The organism is Natrinema altunense (genome assembly GCF_000731985.1).
Classification (GTDB): Archaea; Halobacteriota; Halobacteria; order Halobacteriales; family Natrialbaceae; genus Natrinema; species Natrinema altunense.
Window position 1 is genome coordinate 29,717 of the sequence record NZ_JNCS01000007.1, and the last position, 24,655, is coordinate 54,371.

The window sequence follows — 24,655 nt, forward strand, 5'->3', positions numbered from 1 at the left end:
CCGGTGGGCACGCTCGAGCGCGCCGAAACAGACTCGTCCGGGAGTCGCGTTCAGTTCGTCGCTTCCGCGTCCGCGTCGTCCGCGCCCCCGACGTTTTCGAGGCTCTCGAGCGCCTGAATCACGTCGTTGCGGTAGTTGACGACGGGGGAACCGTATCGTTCACGGGCCATTTCGGCGTACTCGTTGGTCGGTGCCGTCGAGCCGCTTTCGGGCGCTTCCTGCTCGGCTTCCCAGGCCTCGAACGCCTCGATGCGATCGAGTGTTCGCTCGGCCGTTTCGACGACCCAGCGGTCGCGGGTCTCGTCGTCGACGACCGCGATGGACTCCGGTCGCAGGGAGACGTTGACCGTCCCGTCGTCGGTCTCGTAGGTGCGCGGTTTGCCGACGATGGAGACGTACTCCGGCGGTTCCGTGTCACGGAGCACCGATGCGGCCTCGGGTTGGTACTGACCGGCGTAGACGAAGAACGTCCCCGTCGGATCGACGACGCGGCCGCGCCAGTACTCGCTGTCGTCGCCGACGTCCTCGGTCTCGGTAAGGGTCCCGACCACGAACACGCGGTTCGCGCGGTCGCCCGTCGGGAGCAAGGCGTAGTTGGGTGCTCGCTCGTCGTCGCTCTCTTTGAATGCGTACGTCGAATCGTTGAATTCGGAGGCGAAGACGCGGCGGGCGACTTCGCGCGTGAGTTCGGACTGGCTCATGTTACATCGACCTCGCTTTGATCAGCAGTTCCTCGGGATCCGCCGGCCCGTCGAGTTCCTCGACGTCGTCGGCAAGCACGTACCGGCCGAAGGTGGGCCCCTCGATGCGGTAGTAGGTGCCGACGATATCCGCTCTGATCTCGTCTGCGACGACGGTCGTATCGAGCGCGTCCATCGCCATGTCCTTGGCCTCTTCGAGGCTCAATCCCGTCAGGTCCTCGGTCGCGTCCTTGTCGAAGATGACCTCGTGGGCGTCGATGCCGTCGTCGACGACGGCCTTGATGCGGAGGTCGAACTCGCCTTCGCCCTCCCCGTGTTCGTTACAGCGCCCGTTCTGCAGAACGCGGGTACAGTCCTCCTCCGGACAGCGCTTGATCAGCCCGCTGCCGCTTTGCATGTCGACCAGTGCACCCTCGATTTCGCTGGTGTCGTTGCCGACCTCGAGTTCCTCGTCGAGTTCCTCGATTACCGTCGTCGAGTTGAGTTTGACCGAGTATCGGCCCTGATACTCGTCGGTGACGACGTTGCGAAGCTCGTAGACGCCGCCTTCCTCGAGCGCGGGCAGATCGGATTTGGCCCACTTGGTGAACTTGATCGTCCCGGTCGGGTCGCCCAACAGGCCGACCTGTGCAACCGAGTCGCTGCGGGGGTCCCAGAGTTCGATGACCTTCGCGGTGAGGTCGATCCACTCCTCGGGTTCGTCGACGTCCTCGATGGTGGCCGCCTCGCTGTCGCCGCTCGAGATGTCCTCGCGCTCGAGGCCGGCCTCCTCGAGATAGTGGTTGGTGACGCTTCGCCGTGCCTCGTCCATCGGCACTTTGTACTCGTCGACGAGCGTGGTCAGGCGCTCTTCGACGTCCTCGACGTCGACGTCGAGGTGGTCCGAAAACTGCTCGTGGATGTCGTCCGCGTGTTGTCGTACGTCGCTCATTGTGTCTCGCCTCCTCTTTGGTTTCACTGGGAGGCATACGTCCGTTCGCGCCCGATAGTATTTAAAGTACCGCCACCGGAGCGAAAGTGAACGTCGGTGAAAGAAACCGCTAGGCGGCGTCGAGGGGTCGTGTGCGGGACGCCGATCAGTAGCTGTTGGCGTCGCCGACCACGAGTACGGCTTCGAGGGCGTCGCGATCGGTCCGTCGAACGGCGTCGCTGTCGACCGGGTGCTCTCTCGTCGTTCCCGCCGGTCGCCGTGTCGATCGTCCCCACCGGCGACGGGCCTATGTGCCCTGCGGTCGAACGGTGTGCCAATGCCGGATCGGCGTCAGCTCGAGCGGCTCCTCCGCTCGACGCTTCAGGAGGCGGGCGAGCAGTTCGAGGAGCTCCGGAAATCGACCGACGAACAACTCGAGGAGGCCCGCGATTCCTACGAGGTCGCGAAGAACGCTCGCGGGCTGCCGGCCGACGACGCGGGCCGGGCGAAGATCGTCTGTCGACGCTACGCCGAACAGCGGGCGGCGAAGCTCGACGCGGAGTACCGGCCGGCCTGTTACGAGGCGGACCACCCCGACTGCGAGGGGTGTGCGGAGGACGTCCGAGCCGGCCGGATCGAAACCTGGTAACCCGGCTCGATCCGTTGCCGCCCCTCGTCGCCGAACTGCTACAGTGCGTTCGCGACGTGGTCGCCCACCGTCGTGGCCCTCGAAAAATCGATTCTGCGGCTTAGCTCGAGCCCGATAGCTCGGCCTCGGCGTTCCCGTTCGGGGGCCACACCGCCCAGAGCACGACCGCGAGGACGGCCATACCACCGAGGACGAGCGACTCGAGGATCGAGAGTTCGATCCCGAACCACGAGAGCGCCGTCCGGAACTCGACCACGAACGGGACGAGGACGGCGATGACGACCAGCAGTGCGCCCTTCGAGATGCGCACTACGGCATCACCTCGCGGACCGACTCGAGGACGAGTGCGGGATCGGTTTCGATGGCGAGTTGGAAGCCGCCGATGTCGGGACCGAACAGGCCGCCGGAGTCGACGATGCTCGCGAGCGGCAGCGTGTAGCCGACGATCACGAGCACGACGGCGATCGCGGTCCAGAGCTTGAGGTTGTCGAGGACGGCCGGCGAATCCTCGGGGCCCGAGAGCGTACCGGCGTAGGTGTTTGCGGGAAGCGAGTCGCTATCGTCGTTGAACGAGGTCATGACCATGTTCAGCAGGAACATGGCCAGCGCGACGGTCAGGAGCACTGCGCCGAGTGCCACCTGTGCGTTGATCTCGCCGACGGTCCCGACGGCCGGTTCGAAGTCGAAGCCCTGGTACTGCGGTTCGGCGGTTCGGCGTGGCATCCCGAACAGCCCGGAACGGTGCATCGCGTTCGACATGAACGTCATGCCGACGAACCAGACGAGGACCTGTCCGAGTGCGAGCCGGCGACTCCACAGCTCCTTGCCGGTGACCTGCGGGATGAACCAGTACGCGGCCGCCATGAACGTCAGGGCGACCGCGGTCCCGACGGTGAGATGGAAGTGACCGACGACCCACCAGGTGTTGTGGACGAGATAGTTGATATTCATCCCGGCGTTGATCATGCCCGAGAAGCCGGCGGCGGCGAACATCAGGCCCGCAAGCGCCATCCCGGTAAACACCGGGTCGCGCCACGGGAGGGCCTTGAGCCAGCCGAGATAGCCCGTTCCGCCGCGCTGTCGTGCGCCGTGTTCCATGCTGGCAACGACGGTAAAGGCCGTCAGCAGGCTGGGCAACAGCAGGAACATCGTGTTCGTCATCGCGATGAACTTGTACCCTTCTGCGATGCCGGGATCCAGATACTGGTGGTGGATCCCGACCGGCGTCGACAGCAGCAGGAAGAGAACGAAGACCACGCGTGCAAGCGGGTCGCTGAACAGTTTGCCGCCGGAGAGTTTCGGCAGCATGATGTACCACATCATGTACGCCGGCATCAGCCAGAAGTAGACGACGGCGTGACCGAAGTACCAGAACAGCGTTCTGGTCAACAGCGGGTTGACGGAGTCGACGATCCCCAGCGACCACGGCAGCAGGAAGACGAGGATCGACAGCGCGACGCCGAGCGTACAGAGATACCAGAACAGCGTCGTCGTCAGCGCCATGAACGTCGGCAGCGGGATCCGCTCGTCGGGGTTCTCTTTCCGCCAGGCCCACCAGGTCCGGAACCAGTCGGCGCCGGCGAGCCACGAGCCGACGACGAACAGCACCAGTCCCACGTAGAACGCGGGATGGGCCTGCAACGGAGCGTAGAACGTAAAGAGGACGTCGGCGTTCGTCGGAATCGCGTCGACGACCCCGCCGAGGATCGAGACGCCGACCAGTATCGTTCCGACGACCATCATGATGTACCAGGCCCAGGTAAAGCGGATATCGACGACGCCGCGATCGAGGCTCGTCGTCACCGCCCAGGTGAAGATCCCCACGAGGAAGAAGATCGTGAAGGTGATCGCCAGCAGTACGCCGTGGGCGGTGAGGACGGTGTAGTAGTCCGCCGAATCGATGAACCGGAGGACGTCCGTCCGGTGGAGCGCCTGCACGAGCCCGAGCAGGCCGCCGATCGCCAGCGCCATGAACGAGCTCCAGAAGGCCGCCTTGATTACCTTCGCCTCTGCCGGGAACTGATCGAGATAGGTTTGACCCGCAGTACTACTCATTCGTGTCACCTCCATCCGTCTCGCTGACGACCGAAAGCGTCCCGCTTTCCTCGTGGTCGTCGACCGTGAACGTCCAGTCGTGCTCGCCCTCTCCGAGCGCGTCAGTATCGACGTCGAACGTGAGTTCCGCGCTGCCTTCGCCGTCGATGGTCACATCCCGTTCGTACTGCTGCTCACCGATCTCGAGGGTCGCGGTCGTCTCGAGTCCGTCCTGCATCCCGTTGCTCACGGTGGCGTTGATCGTCGTCTCGTTGCCCACCTCGACTTCGCGTGGCGCGTCGGTCGAGAGTTCGGTCAGATCGAACTCGTCCTCGGGGACGACGGTCAGCAGGCCTTCCATCGTGTGATGGCCTTCCCCGCAGTACTCGTTACAGAGGATGCCATACTCGCCCGGCTCGTCGAATTGAACCGTCATCTCCGAGATCTGGCCGGGAACGACCATCGTGTTGACGTTCGTTCCGACCACGGTGAAGCTGTGGGTCACGTCGCGGCTCGTCACGTAGAACGTCACTTCGCTGCCGGCCGGCACCTCGATTTCGCTCGGCGAGTACGCCCACGCCTGGGCGACGACGTTGACTTCGTACTCGTTGCCGCCGAGGTGTTCGACGCCGGTTTCGCCGAACCGTTCGTGATCGGAGATCTCGTTGGGATCGATCGACCCGGCGTCGTCGTCGATCATCGCGATCCCGGGGCCGACCGCACCGTAGGTAATCGTCGCGATAAACCCGACGATCAATACCATGGCCGCGACCAGCCATGCCTTTTCGTAGGTGTGGATATTCATGCCAGTCCCACCACCGTCAGGAGCGCCCCGACGACGGTCGGCCCGTTGCCGAGGAACTCGACGAAGTACATGAATAGCCACAGCAGTACCAGTATTAGGAAGTAGATCCCGATCAGGATCGCCGTCCCGATCGGATCGTACTCCTCGTGACCGATCTCGTGAACCTGATCGGTCTCCCTCTGTTCCGTTGCTGAAGCCATACGGAGTGGTAGGTGAGGGGGATGACTTACCACCGGCCGTGCTTCCCACTCCTTGGGAACGTCTCGTGGTTTTAACTCGTCTACGACCTCACCCACGGGTATGTTCGAGACCGCCACGCCGCGACAGGCGGCGACTACCGGATTGCTCGCGTTCATCCCGGTGATCGTTTACGGAGTGACCCACTCGCTGTTCGCCAGCGGCGTTACTGCTGTCAACCTAGTCATCATCTTCAGTTCGCTGTATATCGCCATGTCGCCGGTCGACACCGGACACGGACACGACCACGCCGGTGACGCAAACGGTACCGCGAGCTGAGCCCCGTCTTTCTCATGCTTTCAGGGTCGCTCCTGTTGGACCCGGTCTCGGCTCTGCCTGCGGTCCCCCTCGAGAGCGCCGTCTCCCTGTGCTCGGGCGCCGAGCACGTCGACCTGCTCGTTCTCGTCGTCGTCGGACTCCTCGCGGGCGCACACTGTCTGGGGATGTGTGGCCCGCTGGTGACGACCTACGCGGACCGGATCGGCTCCGCGAGCGACGCGCGTCGCGACGACACGTTGACCGCCTTCGAGGTGCGCCAGCACGCGTTGTTCAACCTCGGCCGAACGGCGAGCTACGCGGCCATCGGCGGCCTGTTCGGGCTTTTGGGGGCGGTGACGATCGCCTCGAGCGAGGCCGTCGCAGCCATCGGTAATTCCGTCAGGGGCGCGACCGGCATTCTCGTCGGCATCGCGATCGTCGGGAGCGGCCTGTACTACCTTCGGGGGAAAACGGCCGTTCCCGGTCACGATCTGCCGGTCCTCGGCTCGCTGTTCCGACGGCTGTCGGGGCTGCTCTCGAGCCGGATCGATCGGCTCGCCACGTCGCCGGGGATCGTCGGGCTCGGGGCGGTCCACGGACTGATGCCCTGTCCGATTATCTATCCGGCCTACCTCTATGCGTTCGCACTGGGGTCGCCGGCGCGCGGGGCGCTCTCGCTGGCCGCGCTCGGGGTGGGAACGATTCCGACGCTGTTCCTCTATGGCACCCTATTGACCACGATCGAGGCGGACACGCGCGTTCGACTTCACCGCGGGCTGGGCGCGGCGTTCGTTCTCCTCGGCTACATCCCGCTCTCGCACGGACTCATGCTGTACGGCATCCACCTCCCACATCCGCCACTCCCGTTTGCACAACCGTTCTAACATGGGGTACGAATCACGACCGTCGACGGACCAATCCGCACCGGAAGCCGGCTCCTCGAGCGCGCGTTCGACGCGGCCGGCCAGCGACGCTGCGACCTGTGACCTCTGTGGCCTTCCGACTCCCGCGGACCCGCTTACCGAACCGGACGGCGACGGCACGTTCTGTTGTCGGGGCTGTCTCGAGGTCTCCCGAACGCTCGACCGGGCCGACGATGCGCCCGACGAATCGGCCGTCAAATCGCGCCTGGACGAGTCCCAAGACGAGGGCGGACTCGACGATCTCGACGGGGAGGACGCCTTCCTCGCTGTCGACGGCATGCACTGTTCGACTTGCGAGGCTTTCCTCGAGACGACCGCGGAGCGAACGGAGGGCGTCCTCGGGGCGACGGCCAGCTACGCGACGGATACGATCCGGCTCGTCTACGACCCCGATCTGATTTCGGCCGACGAGTTGCCGGAACTGGTCTCCGGTCACGGCTACACCGCGTCCGACCGAGCGGCCGCGGGCGAGGAGACGGGCTCCGACGACGGCCTCGCCCCGCTCCTGCTGGGCGGGTTCTTCGGGATGATGGTCATGGTGTGGTACGTTCTCTTCCTCTATCCCACCTACTTCGGCTACGAACCGGTCGCCGACTTCGGCGGTTACGCCGGCTCCTTTCTGGCGTCGAATATCTGGGTGTTCACCTCGTTCATCCTCTTTTACACCGGCTATCCCATCCTTCGCGGGGCGTACGTCAGTCTCCGCGCGGGCCGACCGAACATGGACCTGCTCGTCGCGACGGCCGCGTTAGGGTCGTACACCTTTAGCGCGGTCGCGACGCTGCTCGGGCGGGGCCACCTCTACTTCGACGTTACCGTCGCGATCGTCCTCGTCGTCACCGCGGGCACCCGTTACGAGCAGGCGGTCAAGCGCCGCGCGACCGGTCTCCTCTCCGAACTGACCGAACGACAGGTCGACGACGCTCGCCTCGAGACCGGCGAGACGGTGCCGCTCGAGGCCGTCGAGCCCGGCGACCGTCTTCTCGTACGGCCGGGCGAACGCGTGCCCCTGGACGGCGAGATCGCGTCGGGAACCGCCGCGATCGACGAGTCGCTGGTGACCGGCGAGTCCCTGCCCGTCGACAAAGCGCCGGGCGATTTCGTCCGCGGCGGGACCGTGGTCACGGACGCCCCGATCGTCCTCACGGTCGGGGACGAGGCCGAGAGCACGCTCGATCGGCTCGTTTCCCTGCTCTGGTCGATCCAGAGCGCCCGGCCGGGCGTCCAGCGACTCGCGGACAAGCTCGCGACCGTCTTCGTTCCGCTGGTCGTCGTCCTCGCCGTCGGCGCGGCGGTCGTCTCGCTCGCGACCGGCTCGAGCCCGTCGGACGCGTTGTTGCTCGGACTGACCGTCGTGATCGTCTCCTGTCCGTGCGCGCTCGGGCTCGCGACGCCGCTCGCAATCGCCGCGGGGGTTCAAGCCGCCGCGGAGCGCGGCGTCGTCGTCGCCACGGAGACGATCTTCGAGGACGCTCCGGACGTCGACGTCGTCGTCCTCGATAAGACGGGCACGCTCACGACCGGCACGATGACCGTCGAACGCGTCCACACCGCCGACGCGATCGCGCCGGACGACCTGCTCCGGCGCGCCGGGACGCTCGAGGCGCTTTCCGAACATCCGATCGCCACCGCCGTCGCCGACGCCGCACCGGGGTCCGCGACCGACGACGACGCTGCCGGGGACGCGGTCGCGGCGTTCGAGCGGGCGGACCGCGGCGTCACCGGGCGCGTCGATGGCGAGCACATCACGGTCGGTCATCCCGACTTCCTCCGCGAGCGCGGGCTGGACATCCCCGACGCGCTCGAGTCGTGCGTCGCCGACGTTCGCGAAGCCGGTCACGTTCCCGTCGCGGTCGGCTGGGACGGCCGGGTCCGCGGTGTGATCGCCGTCGGCGACTCGCCGCGCGCGGAACTGGACGACGCGCTCGAGGCCGTCGCCGCGGGCCGTGAGGTCGTCGTCCTCACCGGCGACGAGGGACCGGCGGCGGAGGGGCTCCGCGAGTTGGACGGCGTCGACGAGGTCTTCGCCGGCGTCCCGCCGGAAGCGAAGGCCGAAACCGTCGATCGGCTGCGGGGACGCGGGACGGTCGCGATGGTCGGCGACGGGAGCAACGACGCGCCCGCGTTGGCCGCCGCCGACGTGGGGATCGCGATGGGCGGCGGGACGAAACTCGCGACCGACGCGGCCGACGCGGTGATCGTCGACGACGACCTTGAGGCCGTCGCCGAGACGTTCACCGTCGCGACGCGGACGCATCGACGGATCCGACAGAACCTCGGCTGGGCGTTCGCTTACAACGCGGTCGCGATTCCCCTCGCGGTCGCCGGTCTGCTGAACCCGCTGTTCGCCGCCATCGCGATGGCCGCGAGCAGCGCGCTCGTCGTCTGTAACTCGGCCCGATCGATCTAGACCGGACCGACGACGGAGCTTACGCGTCGTCGTCGGCCGTTACGACCCGTTCGACCGCCCGGCGCTCCCCGTCCTCGTAGACGTAGGTCGTGCCGTCGTCTTCGTCGCGCGTCCGTCGATGGCTGCCGTCGCAGAACGGAAACGACTCCGAAAGCCCACACTGACAGACCGCGATATCGCCCTTTTCGTCGTCGAGATCCGACGGATCGAGTTTCCGTGGCCCCGTCTCCTCGAGTTCGACGAGTCGTGTCATCGAACGCCTTTCGGCCCGCCGACGACAAAAGTGACCCGCCGGTCTCGAGCGCGGGACCGTCGTGGCCGCTTCCCCGGCGAGCGGTCGGTTTGGCCGTCCGCGCTGCGATCCGGTTACGGGGTCCGCTGTCATGTCCCACGCCTTTCGGGAACGACAAGGTTCTTGGTACCGGTCTCGGATATCGAAACGAGAACAGTATGTCCTCCGCCGCGGCAATGCCGACTGCGATCGCGCTCGCGGTCGTCAAGACGCTCGTCCTCCTCGTCGGCGGCGTTATCACGTTCTTCGCGTACAAGGCCTACCGGCGAACCCGCCAGCCGGCGCTTGGCTATCTCTCGCTTGGCTTCGGCCTCGTCACGCTCGGGCTAGTCCTCGCCGGAATGCTGTACGAAATCCTCGACGTTCCGCTGATGATCGGCATCCTGCTCGAGAGTCTGCTCGTACTGGCCGGCTTCCTCGTTATCGCCCGCTCGCTTTACGTCACCTGAACCCCGTTCGATCCATCGAACTGACGGGTGCCCATCCCGACTCACTCACTGCCATCCGAGCGAAGCGTCCGGTCCGAACGGCGACCCACCAAATTCTTTTGGGAATACTGGTATGTGTGATGCCGTGAAACAACCGCGGTACGGCAGGAGAGACGGCACTGAACCATGGAGCTCGACCTGCTGTCGTACCCCTCCCCCTTCCTCCCGTCCGCGACGACTCGTCCCATCGAGGTCTCGGTCCGTCCCGACCGACAGCAGCGACGCACTCCCGCGTCGATCACCCAGAGGTAAGTGAGTCCCGACTCGAGTAGCGGCCATGCAAGCCGATTTCGATCGCACAACGGCAGCCGACGGTCGCGGCTCGAGTCGTCCGTTCCAATCCACGTTCCCAAGTGATCCGTCATGAGCGGGGCCGACGAGCCCGAACTGGCCGTCGGCGCGGACGCGTTCACAGAGCGAGGTGCGGGTCTCGAGGTCGCCGTCGTCGGCGCGGGAGCCGTCGGCGCGACTGCAGCCTACGACCTCGCGAGCGAGGGGGCGGACGTGACCCTCTACGACCGCGAGTCCGTCGCGAGCGATGCGACCGGGCGAGCGGCGGGGATCTGCTACGACGCCTTCGCTGACGGGCTCGACGCCGAGATCGCGAACGGCGCGCTCGAACGGTTCCGCGCCTTCTCGGGCGACGATACGTTCCCGTTCGTCGAATGTCCCTACGTCTGGCTCGCCCGCGAGGACGACGCGGACAGGGCCGATGCGATCCGCGAACAGGTGCGTCACATGCAGGACAACGACGTCGTCGCCTTCGAAATGGACGGTGATGCGCTCGGGGAGCGCTTCGCCGCCCTGCGAACGGACGACATCGCAGTCGCGGGGGTCGCTGGCGGGGCGGGCTACACCGATCCGGCCCGGTATACGGCTTGCCTCGCGGCCGCGGCCACCGGTGCCGGCGCGACCCTCGAGACCGATACGCCGGTCGAGGTACGGACCGACCCTCCCCGCGTCGTCCGTCCGGACGGCGCGGTCCACGAGGTCGACGCCGTCCTGGTGGCCGCCGGGTCCCGAACGAAAGCACTGCTCGCGGATGCGGGGCTCTCCATCGCGATGAAACCCTACCGCGTGCAGGCGCTCGTCGCCGACGGTGACCTCGCGGAGCCGATGTGTTACGACGCGACCGGTGACTTCTACCTGCGGCCCCATCCCGACGGCTTCCTCGCGGGTGACGGTACCGAGGAACGCGAGGCCGATCCCGACGCGTACGACCGCGGTGCCGACCCGAATTTCGCGGCCGATCTCAGCGAGCGGCTCACACACCGCGTTCCGACCGTTGCAGACAGCGACCTCGAGCGGGCGTGGGCCGGGCTCTGTACGGCGACGCCGGATCGTGATCCGCTGGTCGGGGCGCTCGAGGACGGGCTCTACGTCGCGACCGGGTTCCAGGGCCACGGCTTCATGCGCGCGCCGGCGATCGGCGAGCGGATCGCGGAAGAAATACTCGGCGGGTCGGGAATCGATGCCTTCGATCCGACCCGGTTCGACGGCGACGAGACGTTCGACGTCGTCGAGGGAATGACGCTCGATCGGGACTGAGTCAGTCGTCGATGGCGACCGGTTCCGTTTCGGTATCCGTATCCCGTTTGCGGTCCGATTCGGACGCCGACTCGCCGCTCTCCGCGGTATCACCCACCGCCGATCCCTTCGGCAGTTCGACGCTCAACGTTCCCGTTTCGCTGAGTCGCGCCGTGCCGGCGTCCGGATCGACGACGGCGTCGGGCGGGAGTTCCGCTTCACCGTTCAGCGACATTCCGCGACCGGGGAACCGTCGCTCGTACCCCTCGTGGAACTGCCGGAACCGGTCGATGCGAATCTTGACGTTTCCGTCGAGGTAGCGGACCTGTACGTCGTCCGGTTCGGCTCCGGGTGCGTCGAAGACGACGCGATACGAGGAGTCATTTTCGAGAATGTCGACGGGGAGCGACCGGTGGTTCTGGACGCGGCCGTTCGCGCGACCGACCTGTCGGTAGAGCGCGCTTCCGACGGATTTCCCGAACTCTTTGAGGCTCACGGAGGGTCACCTCGGGCGGGGTGGACGGCGGCCGCGGGGACCGAGAGAAAGGTCTGAGAGTGTATGGCAGACATGGCCGTACGGACGGCTACGGCAGCCCCATTCATATCTCTTTCGTCAGGATAAAAAGAAAGGTCTGACGGGGGTGCCCACACTCGAGTCGCTCTCGTCGGGATGGGGTGCCGGACGAACACCGCTCAGAGTTCGACCCGCTCGAGGCAGTCGGTCCCGCCACAGACCGGACACGACAGTTCCGAGACGTCGAAGTCGTCGGGGACGTCGTAGGTGTAGTGGTTCTCGAAGATATCGAGAAAACAGTCCGAGGCGGTACAGACGATCTCTTCCGTCGGAGGCATATCGGCCCTTGGCGGGCCGAACTAATCAACATTGGCTTCACCCCCGGTGGCTGCAGGCATCGCGTCCGTTTACGGAGGCTCGGGACCCGTCCACGGCTGTCGGCTGCGGTCACTCGGTCGGCAGTTCCACGTCCGACGCGAGCCGACTGATCACCGCCGGTCCCTCGCGCTCCCTGACGACGAGTCCCGCGTCCGCCAGCGTCGTGAGGTGGTGGGTTATCGTGCTCGGGTCCCGATCGAGTTCGTCCGCGAGCGTCGTCGTCTGTGCCGGCCCGCGCTCGGCCAGCACTTCGAGTATCCGTCGGGTCGCCGGCTTCTCGAGCGCCGTCCGGAGCGCGATGTCGACTTCGTCGGTCGCGTCAGCCCGATAGTAACACCGCTTTCCCTGGATCTTCTCCGAATGAACCAGTGTCTCCTCCTCGAGAATGCGGAGGTGGTGTCGAACCGTCGACAGCGATACATCGGTCGCGGCCGCGAGTTCGGAGAGGGAGATCCCGGGATCGTCGCCGACCGCTCGATAGATCTCCGCCCGGGACTCGTGTGCGAGCGGATCGGAGTCGTCGAACCGGCTGTACCGGAACAGCGATCCGAGATACCGCCACCAGTCGTCGGCACTGGCCCGCTCGACGGTCATCGTTGCCAGTCGAACCGTCCCCCCGAGCGACGACTGTCCGACGACGAGCGACGTGCGTCCGACCGCCGAGGCGTTGACAGCGGTTGCCGCGAGTAGGGTCGCAAGCGCAGTCCCGGTCGCTTCGCCTCGACTCGGTGATGTCTCCGGCGGCGTCTCATCACCTTCGTCAGCGTTCGTCTCGTCGGCTGCGGTCGTCGTTACGCCGGGGTCACTCGTCTCGCCGACCGCAGCGTCGTTTTCGACGCCAGACGGGAGGTCGGTCGCGTTGCTCGAGTCGCCGGCATCGTCGGAGTCGTTCGAACCGTCTGAGGTATCGGAGGCGTCCGAGTCGCGGGGGCCGTCCGAGTTACTTGACTCGTCGGGGTTGTCGGAGGGACCAGGGGTGTCGGCAGTATCGGACTCACCAGCGGAACCGGAACCGTTGGCGGTATCAGACGGGTCGGAGTCGTCAGGGCTGTCTGAAGTGTCGGAGGAATCAGACGGGTCGAAGTCGTCGGGACTGTCTGAAGTGTCGGAGGAATCAGACGGGTCGGAGTCGTCAGGGCTGTCTGAAGTGTCTGAGGGGTCAGATGGATCGGAGTCGTCGGGACTGTCGGAAGTGTCGGAGGAATCAGACGGGTCGGAGTCGTCGGGACTGTCGGAAGTGTCGGAGGAATTAGATGGGTCAGAATCGTCGGGACTATCGGAAGTGTCTGAGGGGTCAGATGGATCGGAATCGTCGGGACTGTCTGAAGTGTCGGAGGAATTAGATGGGTCAGAATCGTCGGGACTATCGGAAGTGTCTGAGGGGTCAGATGGATCGGAATCGTCGGGACTGTCTGAAGTGTCGGAGGAATTAGATGGGTCAGAATCGTCGGGACTATCGGAAGTGTCTGAGGGGTCAGATGGGTCAGAATCGTCGGGACTATCGGAAGTGTCTGAGGGGTCAGATGGATCGGAATCGTCGGGACTATCGGAAGTGTCCGAGGGGTCAGATGGATCGGAATCGTCGGGACTGTCGGAAGTGTCCGAGGGGTCAGATGGATCGGAGTCGTCAGGGCTGTCTGAAGGGTCGGAGGTGTCAGATGGGTCGGAATCGTCGGGACTGTCGGCGGAATCAGGAGCGTCGGGCTCGTCGGGTTCGTCTGAATCGTCTTGGATCGCAAGTGACGGATAGCTGTCGTCCGCACGGTCCGTGAGCGTTTGTCCGGTCTCGAGGCCGACGGTTGCCGTCGCTCCCGCAGTGAGCGTTGTCGCGACGAGTACCGCGACGATACTCGCACGGAGTATCGATCGAAGCGCTGTTCTCCTGGTCATTATACTCGAGGGTCCGTCCGGGGTTCGTGAGCGTGGCGTCTGAACGTCGGGTCTCCGGTCGTGAGCCGAACCGGTGATCTGGCGGCACGGCTCACAGTGCACGGGGACGGATCGGCGGGCGGTACCACCGGGGGAGCGGAAACGGATGGAGACGGGCGGACGCACTGCTCGCCTGTTCGTGGACTCCTGTTCCGTCCGTTTCGCCCGCTTCGGTTGTTGGATACAATTCCTTCTCGCCGTATTAAACTAATGCAACCGGGCGATGTCGGTCGGTGACGGTCGTGCCGCGCCGGCCCCGTGACTCGCGTCTCGCCGCGTGGGCAGTGTCACGAACTCACGACCGCGCCGCGCCTGACGCGATCGACGGCCGCCGATCGACCGCTCGAGGCGGACCGGCGGCGTGTAGTCACCGTTTTATCACTCGAGGCGCTATCGGGAGCCATGACTGACCCCGAGACGCTGTCGGTGACGATCGTCGACGGCTACGTCGACGAGCCCGCACACTTCGGGGTGCCGCCGTACATCTCGACGTACCCCCGGTACGCGGCCGGCGCGCTCGTCGATGCGGGCGTTCCGCGCGATCAGATCACGTACCACACGATCGACAGGCTTCGCGAACAGCCCGACTATTGGCGGGATGTCGACGAGGCCGATCTCATGATCTACCTGGGCGGGATGACCGTCCCCGGCAAGTACGTCGGCGGCACGCCGGCCGAGCCAGACGAGGTTCGCAAACTGGCCTGGACCGCCAACGGGACGAGTTTGATGGGGGGGCCGGTCAAGTTCGGCGTCGGCGAGGAAAACGCCGGCGCGACCGAGACCGAACGCCAGGACTTAGACTTCGACTTCGTCGCCAAAGGTGACGTCGAGGCCGCCGTCCACGACCTCGTCGACAGCGGTCTCGAGGGGTTCAACAATCGAATGCGGGATCTCGACGAAGTGTCGCGGTGGGCCCAGGAGGGTGCGTTCATCGTCGAGCAGCATCCGAATCATCCGGCGCATCTCATCTGCGAACTCGAGACCTCGCGGGGCTGTGCGTATCGCTGTTCGTTCTGTACGGAGCCGCTGTACGGCAACCCCGAGTTCCGGCCGCCGCCGACGGTCGTCGGCGAGGTCGACGCCCTCTCGGACTACGGCGTCAAACACTTCCGGATCGGTCGACAGGCCGACATTCTCGCCTACGGTGGCGACGGCGAGGCCCCCAACCCCGACGCCTTGCGCCAACTCTATAGCGGCATCCGCGAGGTCGCGCCCGATCTCGAGACGCTCCACCTGGACAATATGAACCCCATCACGATCGTGAACTGGCCCGAGCGGAGCCGGGAGGGGATTCGGATCATCGCCGAGCACAATACGCCCGGCGACACGGCCGCGTTCGGCCTCGAGTCGGCCGATCCCGTCGTCCAGGAGGAGAACAACCTGAACGTCACCGCCGAGGAGTGTTTCGAGGCGGTCAGGATCGTCAACGAAGCGGCCGGGTGGCGGCCCGGCGAGGATCCCGCAGACGCGCCCACCTTCGGCGACGGCGCGCCGCGCCGACTCCCCAAGCTCCTCCCCGGGATCAACCTCCTGCACGGGCTCAAGGGCGAGCGCGAGGAGACCTACGAACGAAACCGTGCGTTCCTCCAGCGGGTGTACGACGAGGGCTACATGCTCCGCCGGATCAACATCCGGCAGGTGATGGCCTTCGACGGGACCGACATGAGCGATACGGGAGCCAAGATCGCAAACGACCACAAACAGCTGTTCAAACGCTACAAAAAGCGGGTCCGCGAGGAGATCGATAACCCGATGCTCGAACGGGTCGCGCCGCCGGGAACCGTCCTCCCGGACGTCCACCTCGAATACCACCAGGACGGCACGACCTTCGGCCGCCAGCTCGGGACCTACCCGCTGCTCGTCGGGGTGCCGGGCGAACGCGAACTGGGCCGGACGATCGATGTCGCGGTCGTCGATCACGGCTACCGTTCGGTAACCGGCGTCCCCTATCCGCTCGATCTCAACGCGGCCTCGATGAACGAACTCACCGCCATCCCCGGCATCGGCGACAGCACCGCCGGCGACATCGTCGTCAACCGTCCCTACGACTCGATCGCCGACGCCGACCTCGGGACGGCGTTCGATCTCTCCCAGTTCGTCACGACCCGATCGCTCGAGTCCGCGGACTGAGCTTTGTAGTCCCGTCGAACCACGTCGCCTGCCAACTGACGGCACGGTGTCGGTAGTTCTATTATGGAGGCGGATCTGAGGTGAAATCGAGGGTCTGCCTGTGGAAATATCTGAAAAGCTGCTGTGTCTGTTCAGTACGGACGTTTCGGAAGAGGAGGATCGTTACGTCATCGAGGTACCACGTCAGGAGGTCGAGACCGGCGATATCGACCCGGGCGAGGTCTACCGCGTCGCGCTCATCTCGCGCGAAGACGAAGAGACCGGCGACGACGACGGCTCGGCGGCTACCGCGCCACAGAGTGCACCGTCCGAGCCACAGCCGCCGGTCGACTCCGGCGAAACGCGCTACGTCGAGATCGAAGACATCGGCAAGCAGGGCGACGGGATCGCCCGCGTCGAGCGCGGCTACGTCATCATCGTTCCCGGGGCCGACGTCGGCGAGCGCGTCAAGATCGAGGTCACCGAGGTCAAGTCGAACTTCGCTGTCGGCGATATCATCGAAGACACGTTCTAACGCGGCCTTTTTGCGTCCGGGTCGGCGACGCCGACCTCGCGCAAAACCTCGACGAGAAGGGGCGGGTACGAGCACCGTCCACGCTCGGCGATATGGGTTGCTCCTGACCTTCCGAGCAGTAGATTCCGAACTGCTAATCCGACAGCGTGGCCGATGTCGTCAGTTGCACAACTCACTCACTCACTCACTTTCCTCGAGCGGCGTCCCGTCGACTCGCTTTGCCCCCTCGGAATCGTGGACGACGATCTCGCCGGGATCGGGATCGGCGGGCGCGTACTCGTCTCTGACGGCGATGGCCTCCTCGAGTTCCCGCACGGCTCGTTCCTTCAGCGCTCGAGCCAGTGTCTCGGCGTCCTCTCGAGAGATATCGCGGCCGAGTCCGTCACACTCGTGGGCGCGGACGACGCCGCCCTCGTCGCCGGCGTCGTGTTCCGCGTCCAGCGCAACGCTGTCGACGGCTTCGCCCATCGGCTGGCTGGTTCCCGCGAGCGCGATACTGAACGGGTAGGTCCGACAGATCAACGGGCGGTCGTCGTGAGCGGTACAGGCCCCCGTTCCCGACTCGTCTTCCTCGTAGAAGGTACAGTCGCCACAGCCGTCGGTCTGCAGCGCCCACTCGAAGGTCTCGCCCTCGAGTCCGTCGTCACCCGTCGAGAGCCCGTATGGCATGGGCCGAGCGACATCACGCCAGTCGTAGTCGGCGTCCCTGTCGCTTTCCTCGAGCGTGCGCACTTCGTCAGGAAAGACGGTCGCCGTGTGATCGTCCTCGGCGTCGGCCTTGCAGCAGGCTCCACAGCGAGTACACTCGAAGCCGATCGATTCGATCGCGTCCGCGAGGTCGGCAACGGACAGTTGGCGGGCGTCTTCGAGTTCGGCGTCGAGCGATTGCACGCTCGAGGGGAGGGAGTCGACGCGGAAAAGTCAGTCGCCCTCGGGTGGGGTTGCCCGCTCGCCGTCCCACGCGACACGGCCTTCGACGGCGAGTTTCCCGAGGTGGGCGCGGACCGTCGCCCGCGCGAGGTCGCGCACGCCGGCGAGATCCTTCTCGTACGCTTCGTCGAGGAGTTCGCCGATCGTCTCGGCACCGTCGATGACGGCCTCGAGCACCCGTCGTTCGCGGTCGGCCCGGTGGGAGAGCAGTCGTTCGAGGGTCGCTCGCGGGGCGTCGATTTCGGGGCCGTGGCCCGGATATAGTGCGGGCGGGTCCATCGCCCAGAGTCGACGCAGCGTCGTCACGTACGCGCGCATGTCGCCCTCGGGTGCGCCGACGACGACGCTCCCCTCGCGGACGGCACAGTCGCCACACAGGATCGGGCCGGTGTTGCCGGCCGCGATCGCGACGTGATCCGGCGCGTGGCCCGGGGCGTCGAGGAGTCGAACGCGCTCGTCGCCGAGCGGGATCGTCGTCCCCGGCGCGAACGTCCGATCGGGGTCCCGACCCGTCGCATCTCGAAACCGATCGACGCGTCCGTCACGCGCCCAGACGGTCGCGCCGGTCTCGGCCGCGTAGGCGTCGACGGCACCGACGTGATCGGGATGGGTGTGGGTGACGAGGACGTGGTCGACGGAGCGCTCCCGGACCGCGCGGTCGAGGGCATCGGTTCTGGCTGCCGGGTCGACGAGGATGGCCGATTCGGGGCCGGATTCGCGACGGTCCCGGTCGTCGTTCGGCGACGAGCCAGTCGTCCCCCGAATCAGGTAGGCGTTGGTCTCGCCGGTCGGCGCACGCGTCGCAACCGGGACGGACCACCGAGTGACATCCATGTCCGGACCGTGCGACCGAGCGGAAAAAGGCGTATCGACGGACGGCCGGTGTGCGGTTCCACCCCCCTCGTAGTAGCCACCCGCACCGAGCGGATCAGTGGTTGAGGAAGTAGACCTGTTTGCGGGCGTCTCGGAAACTGTACCTCGAGCCGACGAGCCCGACGTCCTCGAGTCGATTGAGCGCGTAGCGAACGGTGCGGTCCGGAAGCAGCGATTCCTCGGCGAGTTGGCCCTGCGAGAGCGGCGACTCGGTCTCGAGGACTTTCGCGACGAGTTTGGCACTCGGTGGGAGATCACGGAGGCGGTCGCGGTACTCGTCCTCGGAAAGGGTTTCCTCGGCGGCAGCGCCACGGTTCTCGGCTGTACTCGTGCTCATACCTACGTCAGCGGAATCGTCAGTGGTAAAGCTTCCCTATATGTGGATACGAACAATGCAGTTTGTATAAGGCATATCGATACGATATTAACACACTAATATTCCGGTGCGTTTCCGGTGTCGATCGGTTCGTGACCGCGGCGACGGCGGGCGACGAATCGGCCGACCTCGTCGGCGGACTCCAGTATCGTTTTATCCCATCGCAACAGTAGATTCGCCCAGTGTGAAAGGACAGGAGTGGTACCAAGCCGACGACATCGCCGAGGAATACGACGACAAGCGGTTCTCCCAGGGTGGCCAACTGATCGACCGCCGGGAGAAGGAGGCCGTCCTCGAGGCCATCATGCCGGTCGAGGACCGGAAGGTCCTCGAAATCGCCTGTGGTACCGGGCGATTTACCGTCATGCTGGCCCATCAGGGGGCCGACGTCGTCGGACTCGATATCTCGGCAGCGATGTTACAGCAGGGACGCCGGAAGGCCAAAAACGCCGACCTCGCGGGGACGCTCGAGTTCCTCCGCGGTGACGCCGGGCGGCTGCCGTTTCCGGACGATCACTTCGATACCGTGGTCGCGATGCGGTTCTTCCATCTCGCGGACGACCCGAAGGCGTTCTTGGAGGAAATGCGGCGGGTCTCCCGCGATCAGATCGTCTTCGATACGTTCAATCGGTTTTCGACGCGCAGTGTCTACAACTGGGCGCTCCCGATGGGGTCGCGGCTCTACTCGACGAGCGAGGTCGCGGTCCTCCTCGCGAAGACCGATCTCACCCTCGTCGACGTCGAGGACGACTTCCTCCTGCCGTACGGCCTGTACCGGTCGATCCCCAACGGCCTCGCATCGCCGCTTCGCGCACTCGACAAGGCGGTCGGCGAACTCCCGATTACTGACCACTTCGCGTCGGTGTCGTACTGGAACGCGCGCGTTCGCTGATCGAAGCGAGTGAAATCCCATCTATTTACTATCAGGGGCTCCTATCGGACGGTATGGAGCTCTCGGTAGTCGTCTCGACGCTCAACGACCGGGAGCGATTGCTGTCGTGTCTCGACGCCCTCGCGGCGCGGACGCCGTCGTCGACGGAGATCATCGTCGTCAACGGGCCCTCCTCGGACGGGACGACCGGCGTCGTCCGAGAGCGCGACGACGTCGACGTCCTGGTCGAAATCTCCGAACGGAACCCCGGCGTCTCCCGCAACGCCGGCTTCGAACTCGCGACGGGGGACGTCGTCGCCTTCCTCGACGGCGAGTACGCCGTCGACCACAGCTGGTATTCCGCCATCGACGAGTCGCTGGCCGACGAAACGGCCGTCGTCACCGGCCCCGTCACCGGCGGTCCCGTCGGGACCGATCTGCAATCACCGCGGCGGGTCGCGGGGCAGCCGGTCACCCTCTTTCACGGTAACAACGTCGCGTTCGAGCGCTCCGTTCTCGAGTCCTTGGACGGGTTCGACGAGTATCTCGAGGACGGGAGCGAGCGGGATTGCGCCCACCGCGTGGCCGGCCTCGGCCACGACGTATCGTGGTCGGCGACGATGGCCGTCCGGTGTGAGATCGGGACGGACGGCGGCCGGGCCGACCCCGACTGGGGGGCGACCTACCGGTCGCTGTCCTACCGGCTCGCGAAGAATTACGGGCCGCGACCGACCGTCCTCGCTCGAGCCGTCGGAAGCGCACTGTACGACGGCGGCAGCGGCGTTCGTCGGCTGCTCTCCGGCGAGGCCACGCCGACGGGTTGGATCTCGGACGGCACTGACGTCGTGACGAACATCACGCGCGGACTCTGGGATGGCGTTCGCGCCCGGTATACCGATCGCTCGAGCCGGCGCAACCCGAACGGACTCTCGAAGCGCCACGACCGAGCGGTCCGGGTCTACGACCGGCGCTGATCCCCTGGGTTCGATTTCGGAGCCCGGACCGGCCGCGTCGCTCGACGTTTCCCCTCTCACGTCGCCTCCCTGGGTTTCGTCTCGGCACCGACGAACTCGAACGTGTCGGGCAACTGCTCTTCGGCGTGTGCCAGTTCCCCACCGGGGACCCGTTCGCTAACGAGTTCGACGACGGCCCCGATCCGGTAGACCGCCTCGGACCGGTCGACGCTCGCCGGGCGGCTGTACGAAACGTCGAGGTCCAGATCGTCGTCGTTCAGTCGCTCGAGCACTCGATCGACGAACGTGTCGTAGTCGGAGGCCTGACCGTGGTCGGCGGCCAGCAGGTACCGATCGATCTCCATCGGGAGCGGACTCGCGATGTCGGTCGCCCCGCCTTCGCCGACGAATTCGGTATCGCTCGTGCTCATGGTGGGGCCGGGGTCGGAACTGTCGAGCGTGCACTCAAAAAACGCCGCCCGCGGATTCGCAAGGCGGCCGTCGCCGTGACGGTTTGGCCACGGTGCTGCCGCGACCGCTGCTCGCCCGGATCGCCGACGCCACCGCTACAGCCGGGCCGGTGCGAGCGCGTCGATCGTCGTCTCCGCGACCGCGTTCGAGGCCGGTTCCGGAACCACGACGATCGGGTGATCGATTCCGGTCTCGGCGACGAGCGTCCGGAGTCGGTCGCGGGCCTCGGCGGGCGTTCCGGCGACACCGAGATCGGCGAGCATCTCGTCGGTGACGGCGCTTACGGCCGCGCTCTTCTCGCCGTCGCGCCACATCTCGGCGATCCGGTCCGCCTCGTCCGGGAACTCGGTCGCGACCGCTCTACGATACCCCTCGCCGCTTCCGACGTAGTACGCGACGTGTCGCCGCAGCGTGTCGCGGGCCTCTGTCGGGTCCGCGCTGACCGCCGCGGGCACGTAGGGCGCGATCGTGATGTCGTCCGGATCGCGGTCGCGTTCCCGTGCAGCCGTCGCGACCTCTTCGAACGCGTCATCGAGCCGCGAAAACGGGATATTGTGCGGAATCCAGCCGTCGCAGAGCCGGCCGACGACGCGGCGATTCGCCGGCCCGAGCCCGGCGTGGTAGATCGGCACCGCGCTCTCGATCGACGGGAACGCCGCCGCCGCGAGCAGTTCGCCGTCGTAATCGACCGGCTCGCCGGTTCCCGCGGTGAACTCGCGCAGCAGTTCGATCGTCTCGTGCGCGCGTCGCACCGGCCGGTCGAACGCCATCCCGTGGAGGTCCTCGACCGCCGCGGCCGTACTCGTGCCGAGGCCGAGCGTGAACCGTCCGTCGGACGCGTCCTCGAGCGAGGCCGCCGTCATCGCGAGGACGGCCGGCGACCGGGAGTAGACGTTCAGGATCGCGGTCCCGATTTCGATTGCCTCGGTCCGACAGGCCATTTCGGTGGCCTGGACGACGCCGCTGGCACCCCAGAGCTCGCCGACCCAGACCGCGTCGTACCCCTGCGATTCGGCGCGAACGGCGACATCCGCGAGGTCCACGTCGCCGAAGGCCGTGACCATGAGTCCAACGTCCATGCGCCTCCCGTTGTGCTCCAATGACAAAAATCGACGCCTCGGTCAGGTTGCGGACTCCGGCCGACTGCCGGCGTCGGTTCGGCGACCCGTTCCGTCTCGCACGGTGTCGTCCGGCCGCGGTCGCGATGAACCATGGGCGGCGGTGACGCCTGTGCCCGCTCTCACGCCTCGCGACCGTCGAAGACGACCTCGCCGTCGACGAGCGTCATCGCGACGTCGATCTCGTCGATCCGATCCGGCCGCTCCCACGGTGACGCCTCGAGCACGACCAGATCGGCGCGCTTGCCGGACTCGACCGTCCCGAGCCGGTCGTCGTCGAAGCCGGCGACGGCTGCACCCCGCGTGTACGCTCGCAGCGCCTCGGTGACCGAGAGCCGCTGTCGATCCGTCGGTGCGTTCACTGCGTGGTGGACCCCCAACAGCGGGTCCAATGGCATGCAGTCCGAGCCGAACGCGAGGGGGACGCCCGCATCGAGCACCCGGCGGAACCGGTTCGTCCGCTCGCGTCGGTCCGTGCCGAGACACCGATCGTAGAGCCCGCCCTCGGCGGCCCAGCGGTGGAAGTTCGGCTGCATCGAGGCGACGATCCCCGTCTCGGCCATGCGCTCGAGGTGGTCGTCGGTTGCCAGCTCCGCGTGCTCGATCCGGTGGCGCGAGCCGCCGGGATCGGCGGTCGACTCGAGGATCGACAGCGTCTCTTCGATCGCTTCGTCGCCGATGGCGTGGATACAGACCTGATACCCCTCGCCGTCGGCGCGGTCGACGAGGGCGGAAAGCGCCTCGGGGTCGACGACCCACTGCCCGCGCTCGCCGTCGGATGCGGACGCGTCGTCTCCACGACCGGTATCGTCGGTCTCGCCCCGGTCCCCGTCTTCGTCCGCGTACGGCTCCCGAAGCCTCGCCGTCCGACTCCCGAAACTCCCGTCCGAGAAGGACTTGATCGCCCCGGTCCGGACCCGGTCGCCGCCGTCGTTCGTTCCGACGCCGACGTCGACGAGCGCCTCGAGATGGTCGCTCCAGTAGTCGATCCGGACGCGCAGGGGAAGGTCGCCGTCGGCGGCCATCTCGCGGTAGGTCCGCGGGGCGACCGAGCCCCGTACCTTGTCGTGGACGCCGGTGACGCCGCGTTCGACCGCGTACTCCGTCGCGGCCGCGAGCACCGTCCGCATCTCCTCGCCGTCGGCCGTGAGCCCCGTTCTGACCGCCTCGGCGGCGTCTTCGACGGCGACGCCGGTCGGCTCGCCGCCCTCGGTTCGGAGGTCGGAGTCGGGTAGGTCGTCGGCGAGGCGCTCGAGCGCGACCGCGTTCAGCGAGGCGGTGTGCAGATCGACCCGCATCGCGACGACCGGCCGATCCTCGCTGACGCGGTCGAGGTCCGCCCGCGTCAGCGGCGTCGATCGCGTGTCGGTCCACTCGCTTTCGTCGTAGCCGAACCCGAGAATCCACTCGCGATCCGGGTCCCGCTCGGCCTGCTCGCGGAGCAGTCGGACGCACTCGTCGGGACCGTCGGCGTCCGAGAGGTCGGCGTGGACGAGGTGTTGGCCCAGTTGCTCCATGTGCGTGTGCGCGTCGATGAATCCCGGGAGGACGACCCGCCCGCCGCAGTTGATCACGTCGGTTTCGACGCCCGCGAGGAACGTGATCTCGGACGTTCTCCCGAGACGGACGATCTCGCCGTCGCGGATCGCGACCGCGTCGGCGACGGTATCGGGCTCGGTGAGCGTGTGGACCTCCGCGTCGACCAGCAGGCGATCAGCGGCCGCAGTCATGCGAGAGTGCCCGCGGGCGAGCGACAAAACAGTTCCGTCACCGGTCCCGACGCCCGGATCGCGCGCCCGTCGGGCACAGTAGGGATCGCCAAACACCCACTCGAGCGCGTACGGCGGGCTTACCGCGCCCGCTCGAGCGCAAGGTTGACTTGGCCGTCCGTTGACCGGCTCGTATGATCGATCGCGAAGGCCGCGTCATCTTCGGCTCGCTTCTCCTGGTCGTCCTGTCGCTCGCCGGGTCGCTCGCCGTGGAGCGCCAGTTCGGGGTCGCGATCTGGGATCGACCGCTCCTCGCGTTCCTCCTGTTCGCCGGCGTCGCCGTGGCGGTGCCGCAGTTGTACCTCGCGGCCACCGACGACAACGAGGCTCGCTTCCGGAGCAGGGTCCGGTTCGCTGCGGTCGCGACGGCGACGCTCGCGATCGTGTTCGCCGCCGATGCGGACGGGGGCCGCCATCTGGTGATCGCCCTGCTCGGAACCGGCTCGATCGTCGCGCTCGTCTGTTACGAGGTGGTGGCGGACTATCGCACGCCGAGCGACGACTCCGTGACGGGAGTCCCGTAACCGCGGCGATGCCGTCGCCGTGACCGTGTGCTTCCCGGGGCAATCAGCAACTGTTAGGACCCATCACCCTC

27 protein-coding genes are annotated in these 24,655 nt (G+C 66.4%); 11 read left to right on the forward strand and 16 right to left on the reverse strand.

Going from position 1 to position 24,655, the window contains the following annotated elements:
• Positions 1-50: 50 nt before the first annotated feature.
• Together ALTAJ2_RS12935 and ALTAJ2_RS12940 are read right to left on the reverse strand one after the other, a co-directional pair.
• Complete coding sequence (locus ALTAJ2_RS12935; protein WP_007107626.1) at positions 51-701, reverse strand: RPA family protein; 651 nt, start codon at positions 699-701, stop codon at positions 51-53.
• Between the two features lies 1 nt (position 702).
• Positions 703-1,632 (reverse strand): hypothetical protein, encoded by a 930-nt coding sequence (locus ALTAJ2_RS12940; RefSeq protein WP_007107627.1) that lies wholly within the window; start codon positions 1,630-1,632, stop codon positions 703-705.
• 316 nt (positions 1,633-1,948) lie between these two features.
• Here ALTAJ2_RS12940 and ALTAJ2_RS12945 point away from each other — a divergent pair, with 316 nt between their 5' ends.
• Positions 1,949-2,260: a DUF7091 family protein gene (locus tag ALTAJ2_RS12945; protein ID WP_007107628.1), complete on the forward strand. Its 312-nt coding sequence runs from the start codon at positions 1,949-1,951 to the stop codon at positions 2,258-2,260.
• 100 nt (positions 2,261-2,360) lie between these two features.
• Here the strand turns inward: ALTAJ2_RS12945 and ALTAJ2_RS12950 are convergent, their stop codons facing one another.
• From ALTAJ2_RS12950 to ALTAJ2_RS12965, 4 genes are read right to left on the reverse strand one after another with little or no spacing between them, the layout of a single operon-like run.
• Positions 2,361-2,570, reverse strand: a complete 210-nt coding sequence (locus ALTAJ2_RS12950; protein WP_007107629.1) for a hypothetical protein — start codon at positions 2,568-2,570, stop codon at positions 2,361-2,363.
• On the reverse strand, positions 2,570-4,315 hold the full coding sequence (locus tag ALTAJ2_RS12955) for a b(o/a)3-type cytochrome-c oxidase subunit 1 (protein WP_007107630.1): 1,746 nt from the start codon (positions 4,313-4,315) through the stop codon (positions 2,570-2,572). Before ALTAJ2_RS12955 ends, ALTAJ2_RS12950 begins: the two co-directional genes overlap by 1 nt.
• On the reverse strand, positions 4,308-5,099 hold the full coding sequence (locus ALTAJ2_RS12960; RefSeq protein WP_049899610.1) for a cytochrome c oxidase subunit II: 792 nt from the start codon (positions 5,097-5,099) through the stop codon (positions 4,308-4,310). The genes ALTAJ2_RS12955 and ALTAJ2_RS12960 overlap by 8 nt, the downstream gene beginning before the upstream one ends.
• Entirely contained in the window at positions 5,096-5,299 is a 204-nt protein-coding gene (locus ALTAJ2_RS12965; RefSeq protein WP_007107632.1) for a hypothetical protein, read from the reverse strand. Before ALTAJ2_RS12965 ends, ALTAJ2_RS12960 begins: the two co-directional genes overlap by 4 nt.
• A 100-nt stretch (positions 5,300-5,399) precedes the next feature.
• On the opposite strand from ALTAJ2_RS12965, the gene ALTAJ2_RS12970 reads away from it, so the two are divergent.
• The 3 genes from ALTAJ2_RS12970 to ALTAJ2_RS12980 are packed head-to-tail and all read left to right on the forward strand — an operon-like array spanning position 5,400 to position 8,927.
• Positions 5,400-5,615: a hypothetical protein gene (locus ALTAJ2_RS12970; protein WP_007107633.1), complete on the forward strand. Its 216-nt coding sequence runs from the start codon at positions 5,400-5,402 to the stop codon at positions 5,613-5,615.
• A gap of 14 nt (positions 5,616-5,629) precedes the next feature.
• Positions 5,630-6,478, forward strand: coding sequence for a sulfite exporter TauE/SafE family protein (locus ALTAJ2_RS12975; RefSeq protein WP_007107634.1), 849 nt, complete (start codon positions 5,630-5,632; stop codon positions 6,476-6,478).
• Between the two features lies 1 nt (position 6,479).
• Positions 6,480-8,927 (forward strand): heavy metal translocating P-type ATPase, encoded by a 2,448-nt coding sequence (locus ALTAJ2_RS12980; RefSeq protein WP_007107635.1) that lies wholly within the window; start codon positions 6,480-6,482, stop codon positions 8,925-8,927.
• Positions 8,928-8,946: 19 nt separating this feature from the next.
• Here the strand turns inward: ALTAJ2_RS12980 and ALTAJ2_RS12985 are convergent, their stop codons facing one another.
• Positions 8,947-9,180 carry a CDGSH iron-sulfur domain-containing protein gene (locus ALTAJ2_RS12985; RefSeq protein WP_007107636.1) on the reverse strand — a complete coding sequence of 78 codons (234 nt, stop codon included), beginning with the start codon at positions 9,178-9,180 and terminating at the stop codon, positions 8,947-8,949.
• Between the two features lie 197 nt (positions 9,181-9,377).
• Between ALTAJ2_RS12985 and ALTAJ2_RS12990 the strand changes: the two genes are divergently transcribed.
• Together ALTAJ2_RS12990 and ALTAJ2_RS12995 are read left to right on the forward strand one after the other, a co-directional pair.
• On the forward strand, positions 9,378-9,668 hold the full coding sequence (locus tag ALTAJ2_RS12990) for a DUF7521 family protein (RefSeq protein ID WP_007107637.1): 291 nt from the start codon (positions 9,378-9,380) through the stop codon (positions 9,666-9,668).
• Between the two features lie 402 nt (positions 9,669-10,070).
• Complete coding sequence (locus ALTAJ2_RS12995; protein ID WP_007107638.1) at positions 10,071-11,255, forward strand: NAD(P)/FAD-dependent oxidoreductase; 1,185 nt, start codon at positions 10,071-10,073, stop codon at positions 11,253-11,255.
• A 1-nt stretch (position 11,256) separates the two neighbouring features.
• Here the strand turns inward: ALTAJ2_RS12995 and ALTAJ2_RS13000 are convergent, their stop codons facing one another.
• The 3 genes from ALTAJ2_RS13000 to ALTAJ2_RS20115 all read right to left on the reverse strand — a co-directional run bounded on the left by ALTAJ2_RS13000 (position 11,257) and on the right by ALTAJ2_RS20115 (position 12,720).
• Positions 11,257-11,730 (reverse strand): Hsp20/alpha crystallin family protein, encoded by a 474-nt coding sequence (locus ALTAJ2_RS13000; RefSeq protein WP_007107639.1) that lies wholly within the window; start codon positions 11,728-11,730, stop codon positions 11,257-11,259.
• A gap of 197 nt (positions 11,731-11,927) precedes the next feature.
• Positions 11,928-12,086, reverse strand: a complete 159-nt coding sequence (locus ALTAJ2_RS19775; RefSeq protein WP_007107640.1) for a DUF7559 family protein — start codon at positions 12,084-12,086, stop codon at positions 11,928-11,930.
• Positions 12,087-12,195: 109 nt separating this feature from the next.
• The gene (locus tag ALTAJ2_RS20115) at positions 12,196-12,720 is read right to left on the reverse strand and encodes a winged helix-turn-helix transcriptional regulator (protein ID WP_007107641.1); all 525 of its coding nucleotides are present in this window, start codon (positions 12,718-12,720) and stop codon (positions 12,196-12,198) included.
• A 1,737-nt stretch (positions 12,721-14,457) separates the two neighbouring features.
• Here ALTAJ2_RS20115 and ALTAJ2_RS13010 point away from each other — a divergent pair.
• Both ALTAJ2_RS13010 and ALTAJ2_RS13015 read left to right on the forward strand, forming a co-directional pair.
• Positions 14,458-16,185: a radical SAM protein gene (locus tag ALTAJ2_RS13010; protein WP_007107642.1), complete on the forward strand. Its 1,728-nt coding sequence runs from the start codon at positions 14,458-14,460 to the stop codon at positions 16,183-16,185.
• 100 nt (positions 16,186-16,285) lie between these two features.
• Positions 16,286-16,699 (forward strand): TRAM domain-containing protein, encoded by a 414-nt coding sequence (locus ALTAJ2_RS13015; RefSeq protein WP_007107643.1) that lies wholly within the window; start codon positions 16,286-16,288, stop codon positions 16,697-16,699.
• A 180-nt stretch (positions 16,700-16,879) separates the two neighbouring features.
• Here the strand turns inward: ALTAJ2_RS13015 and ALTAJ2_RS13020 are convergent, their stop codons facing one another.
• The 3 genes from ALTAJ2_RS13020 to ALTAJ2_RS13030 form a co-directional block, all read right to left on the reverse strand.
• Positions 16,880-17,590: a YkgJ family cysteine cluster protein gene (locus ALTAJ2_RS13020; RefSeq protein ID WP_007107644.1), complete on the reverse strand. Its 711-nt coding sequence runs from the start codon at positions 17,588-17,590 to the stop codon at positions 16,880-16,882.
• 30 nt (positions 17,591-17,620) lie between these two features.
• Positions 17,621-18,463, reverse strand: a complete 843-nt coding sequence (locus ALTAJ2_RS13025; protein WP_007107645.1) for an MBL fold metallo-hydrolase — start codon at positions 18,461-18,463, stop codon at positions 17,621-17,623.
• A 94-nt stretch (positions 18,464-18,557) separates the two neighbouring features.
• Positions 18,558-18,839, reverse strand: coding sequence for a MarR family transcriptional regulator (locus ALTAJ2_RS13030; RefSeq protein WP_006187229.1), 282 nt, complete (start codon positions 18,837-18,839; stop codon positions 18,558-18,560).
• A gap of 223 nt (positions 18,840-19,062) precedes the next feature.
• Here ALTAJ2_RS13030 and ALTAJ2_RS13035 point away from each other — a divergent pair, with 223 nt between their 5' ends.
• Together ALTAJ2_RS13035 and ALTAJ2_RS13040 are read left to right on the forward strand one after the other, a co-directional pair.
• Positions 19,063-19,770, forward strand: a complete 708-nt coding sequence (locus tag ALTAJ2_RS13035) for a class I SAM-dependent methyltransferase (RefSeq protein WP_007107646.1) — start codon at positions 19,063-19,065, stop codon at positions 19,768-19,770.
• Positions 19,771-19,823: 53 nt separating this feature from the next.
• A complete protein-coding gene (locus ALTAJ2_RS13040; RefSeq protein WP_007107647.1) occupies positions 19,824-20,723 on the forward strand; it encodes a glycosyltransferase family 2 protein in 900 nt (299 codons plus the stop codon).
• A 56-nt stretch (positions 20,724-20,779) separates the two neighbouring features.
• On the opposite strand, the gene ALTAJ2_RS13045 is transcribed toward ALTAJ2_RS13040, so the two are convergent.
• From ALTAJ2_RS13045 to ALTAJ2_RS13055, 3 genes are all read right to left on the reverse strand, one after another.
• Entirely contained in the window at positions 20,780-21,133 is a 354-nt protein-coding gene (locus ALTAJ2_RS13045) for a DUF2267 domain-containing protein (RefSeq protein ID WP_007107648.1), read from the reverse strand.
• A gap of 135 nt (positions 21,134-21,268) precedes the next feature.
• Positions 21,269-22,252, reverse strand: a complete 984-nt coding sequence (locus ALTAJ2_RS13050; protein ID WP_007107649.1) for an LLM class flavin-dependent oxidoreductase — start codon at positions 22,250-22,252, stop codon at positions 21,269-21,271.
• A gap of 161 nt (positions 22,253-22,413) precedes the next feature.
• Positions 22,414-24,021, reverse strand: a complete 1,608-nt coding sequence (locus tag ALTAJ2_RS13055) for an amidohydrolase (RefSeq protein ID WP_007107650.1) — start codon at positions 24,019-24,021, stop codon at positions 22,414-22,416.
• Positions 24,022-24,194: 173 nt separating this feature from the next.
• Here ALTAJ2_RS13055 and ALTAJ2_RS13060 point away from each other — a divergent pair, with 173 nt between their 5' ends.
• On the forward strand, positions 24,195-24,584 hold the full coding sequence (locus ALTAJ2_RS13060; RefSeq protein WP_007107651.1) for a hypothetical protein: 390 nt from the start codon (positions 24,195-24,197) through the stop codon (positions 24,582-24,584).
• Positions 24,585-24,655: the final 71 nt, after the last annotated feature.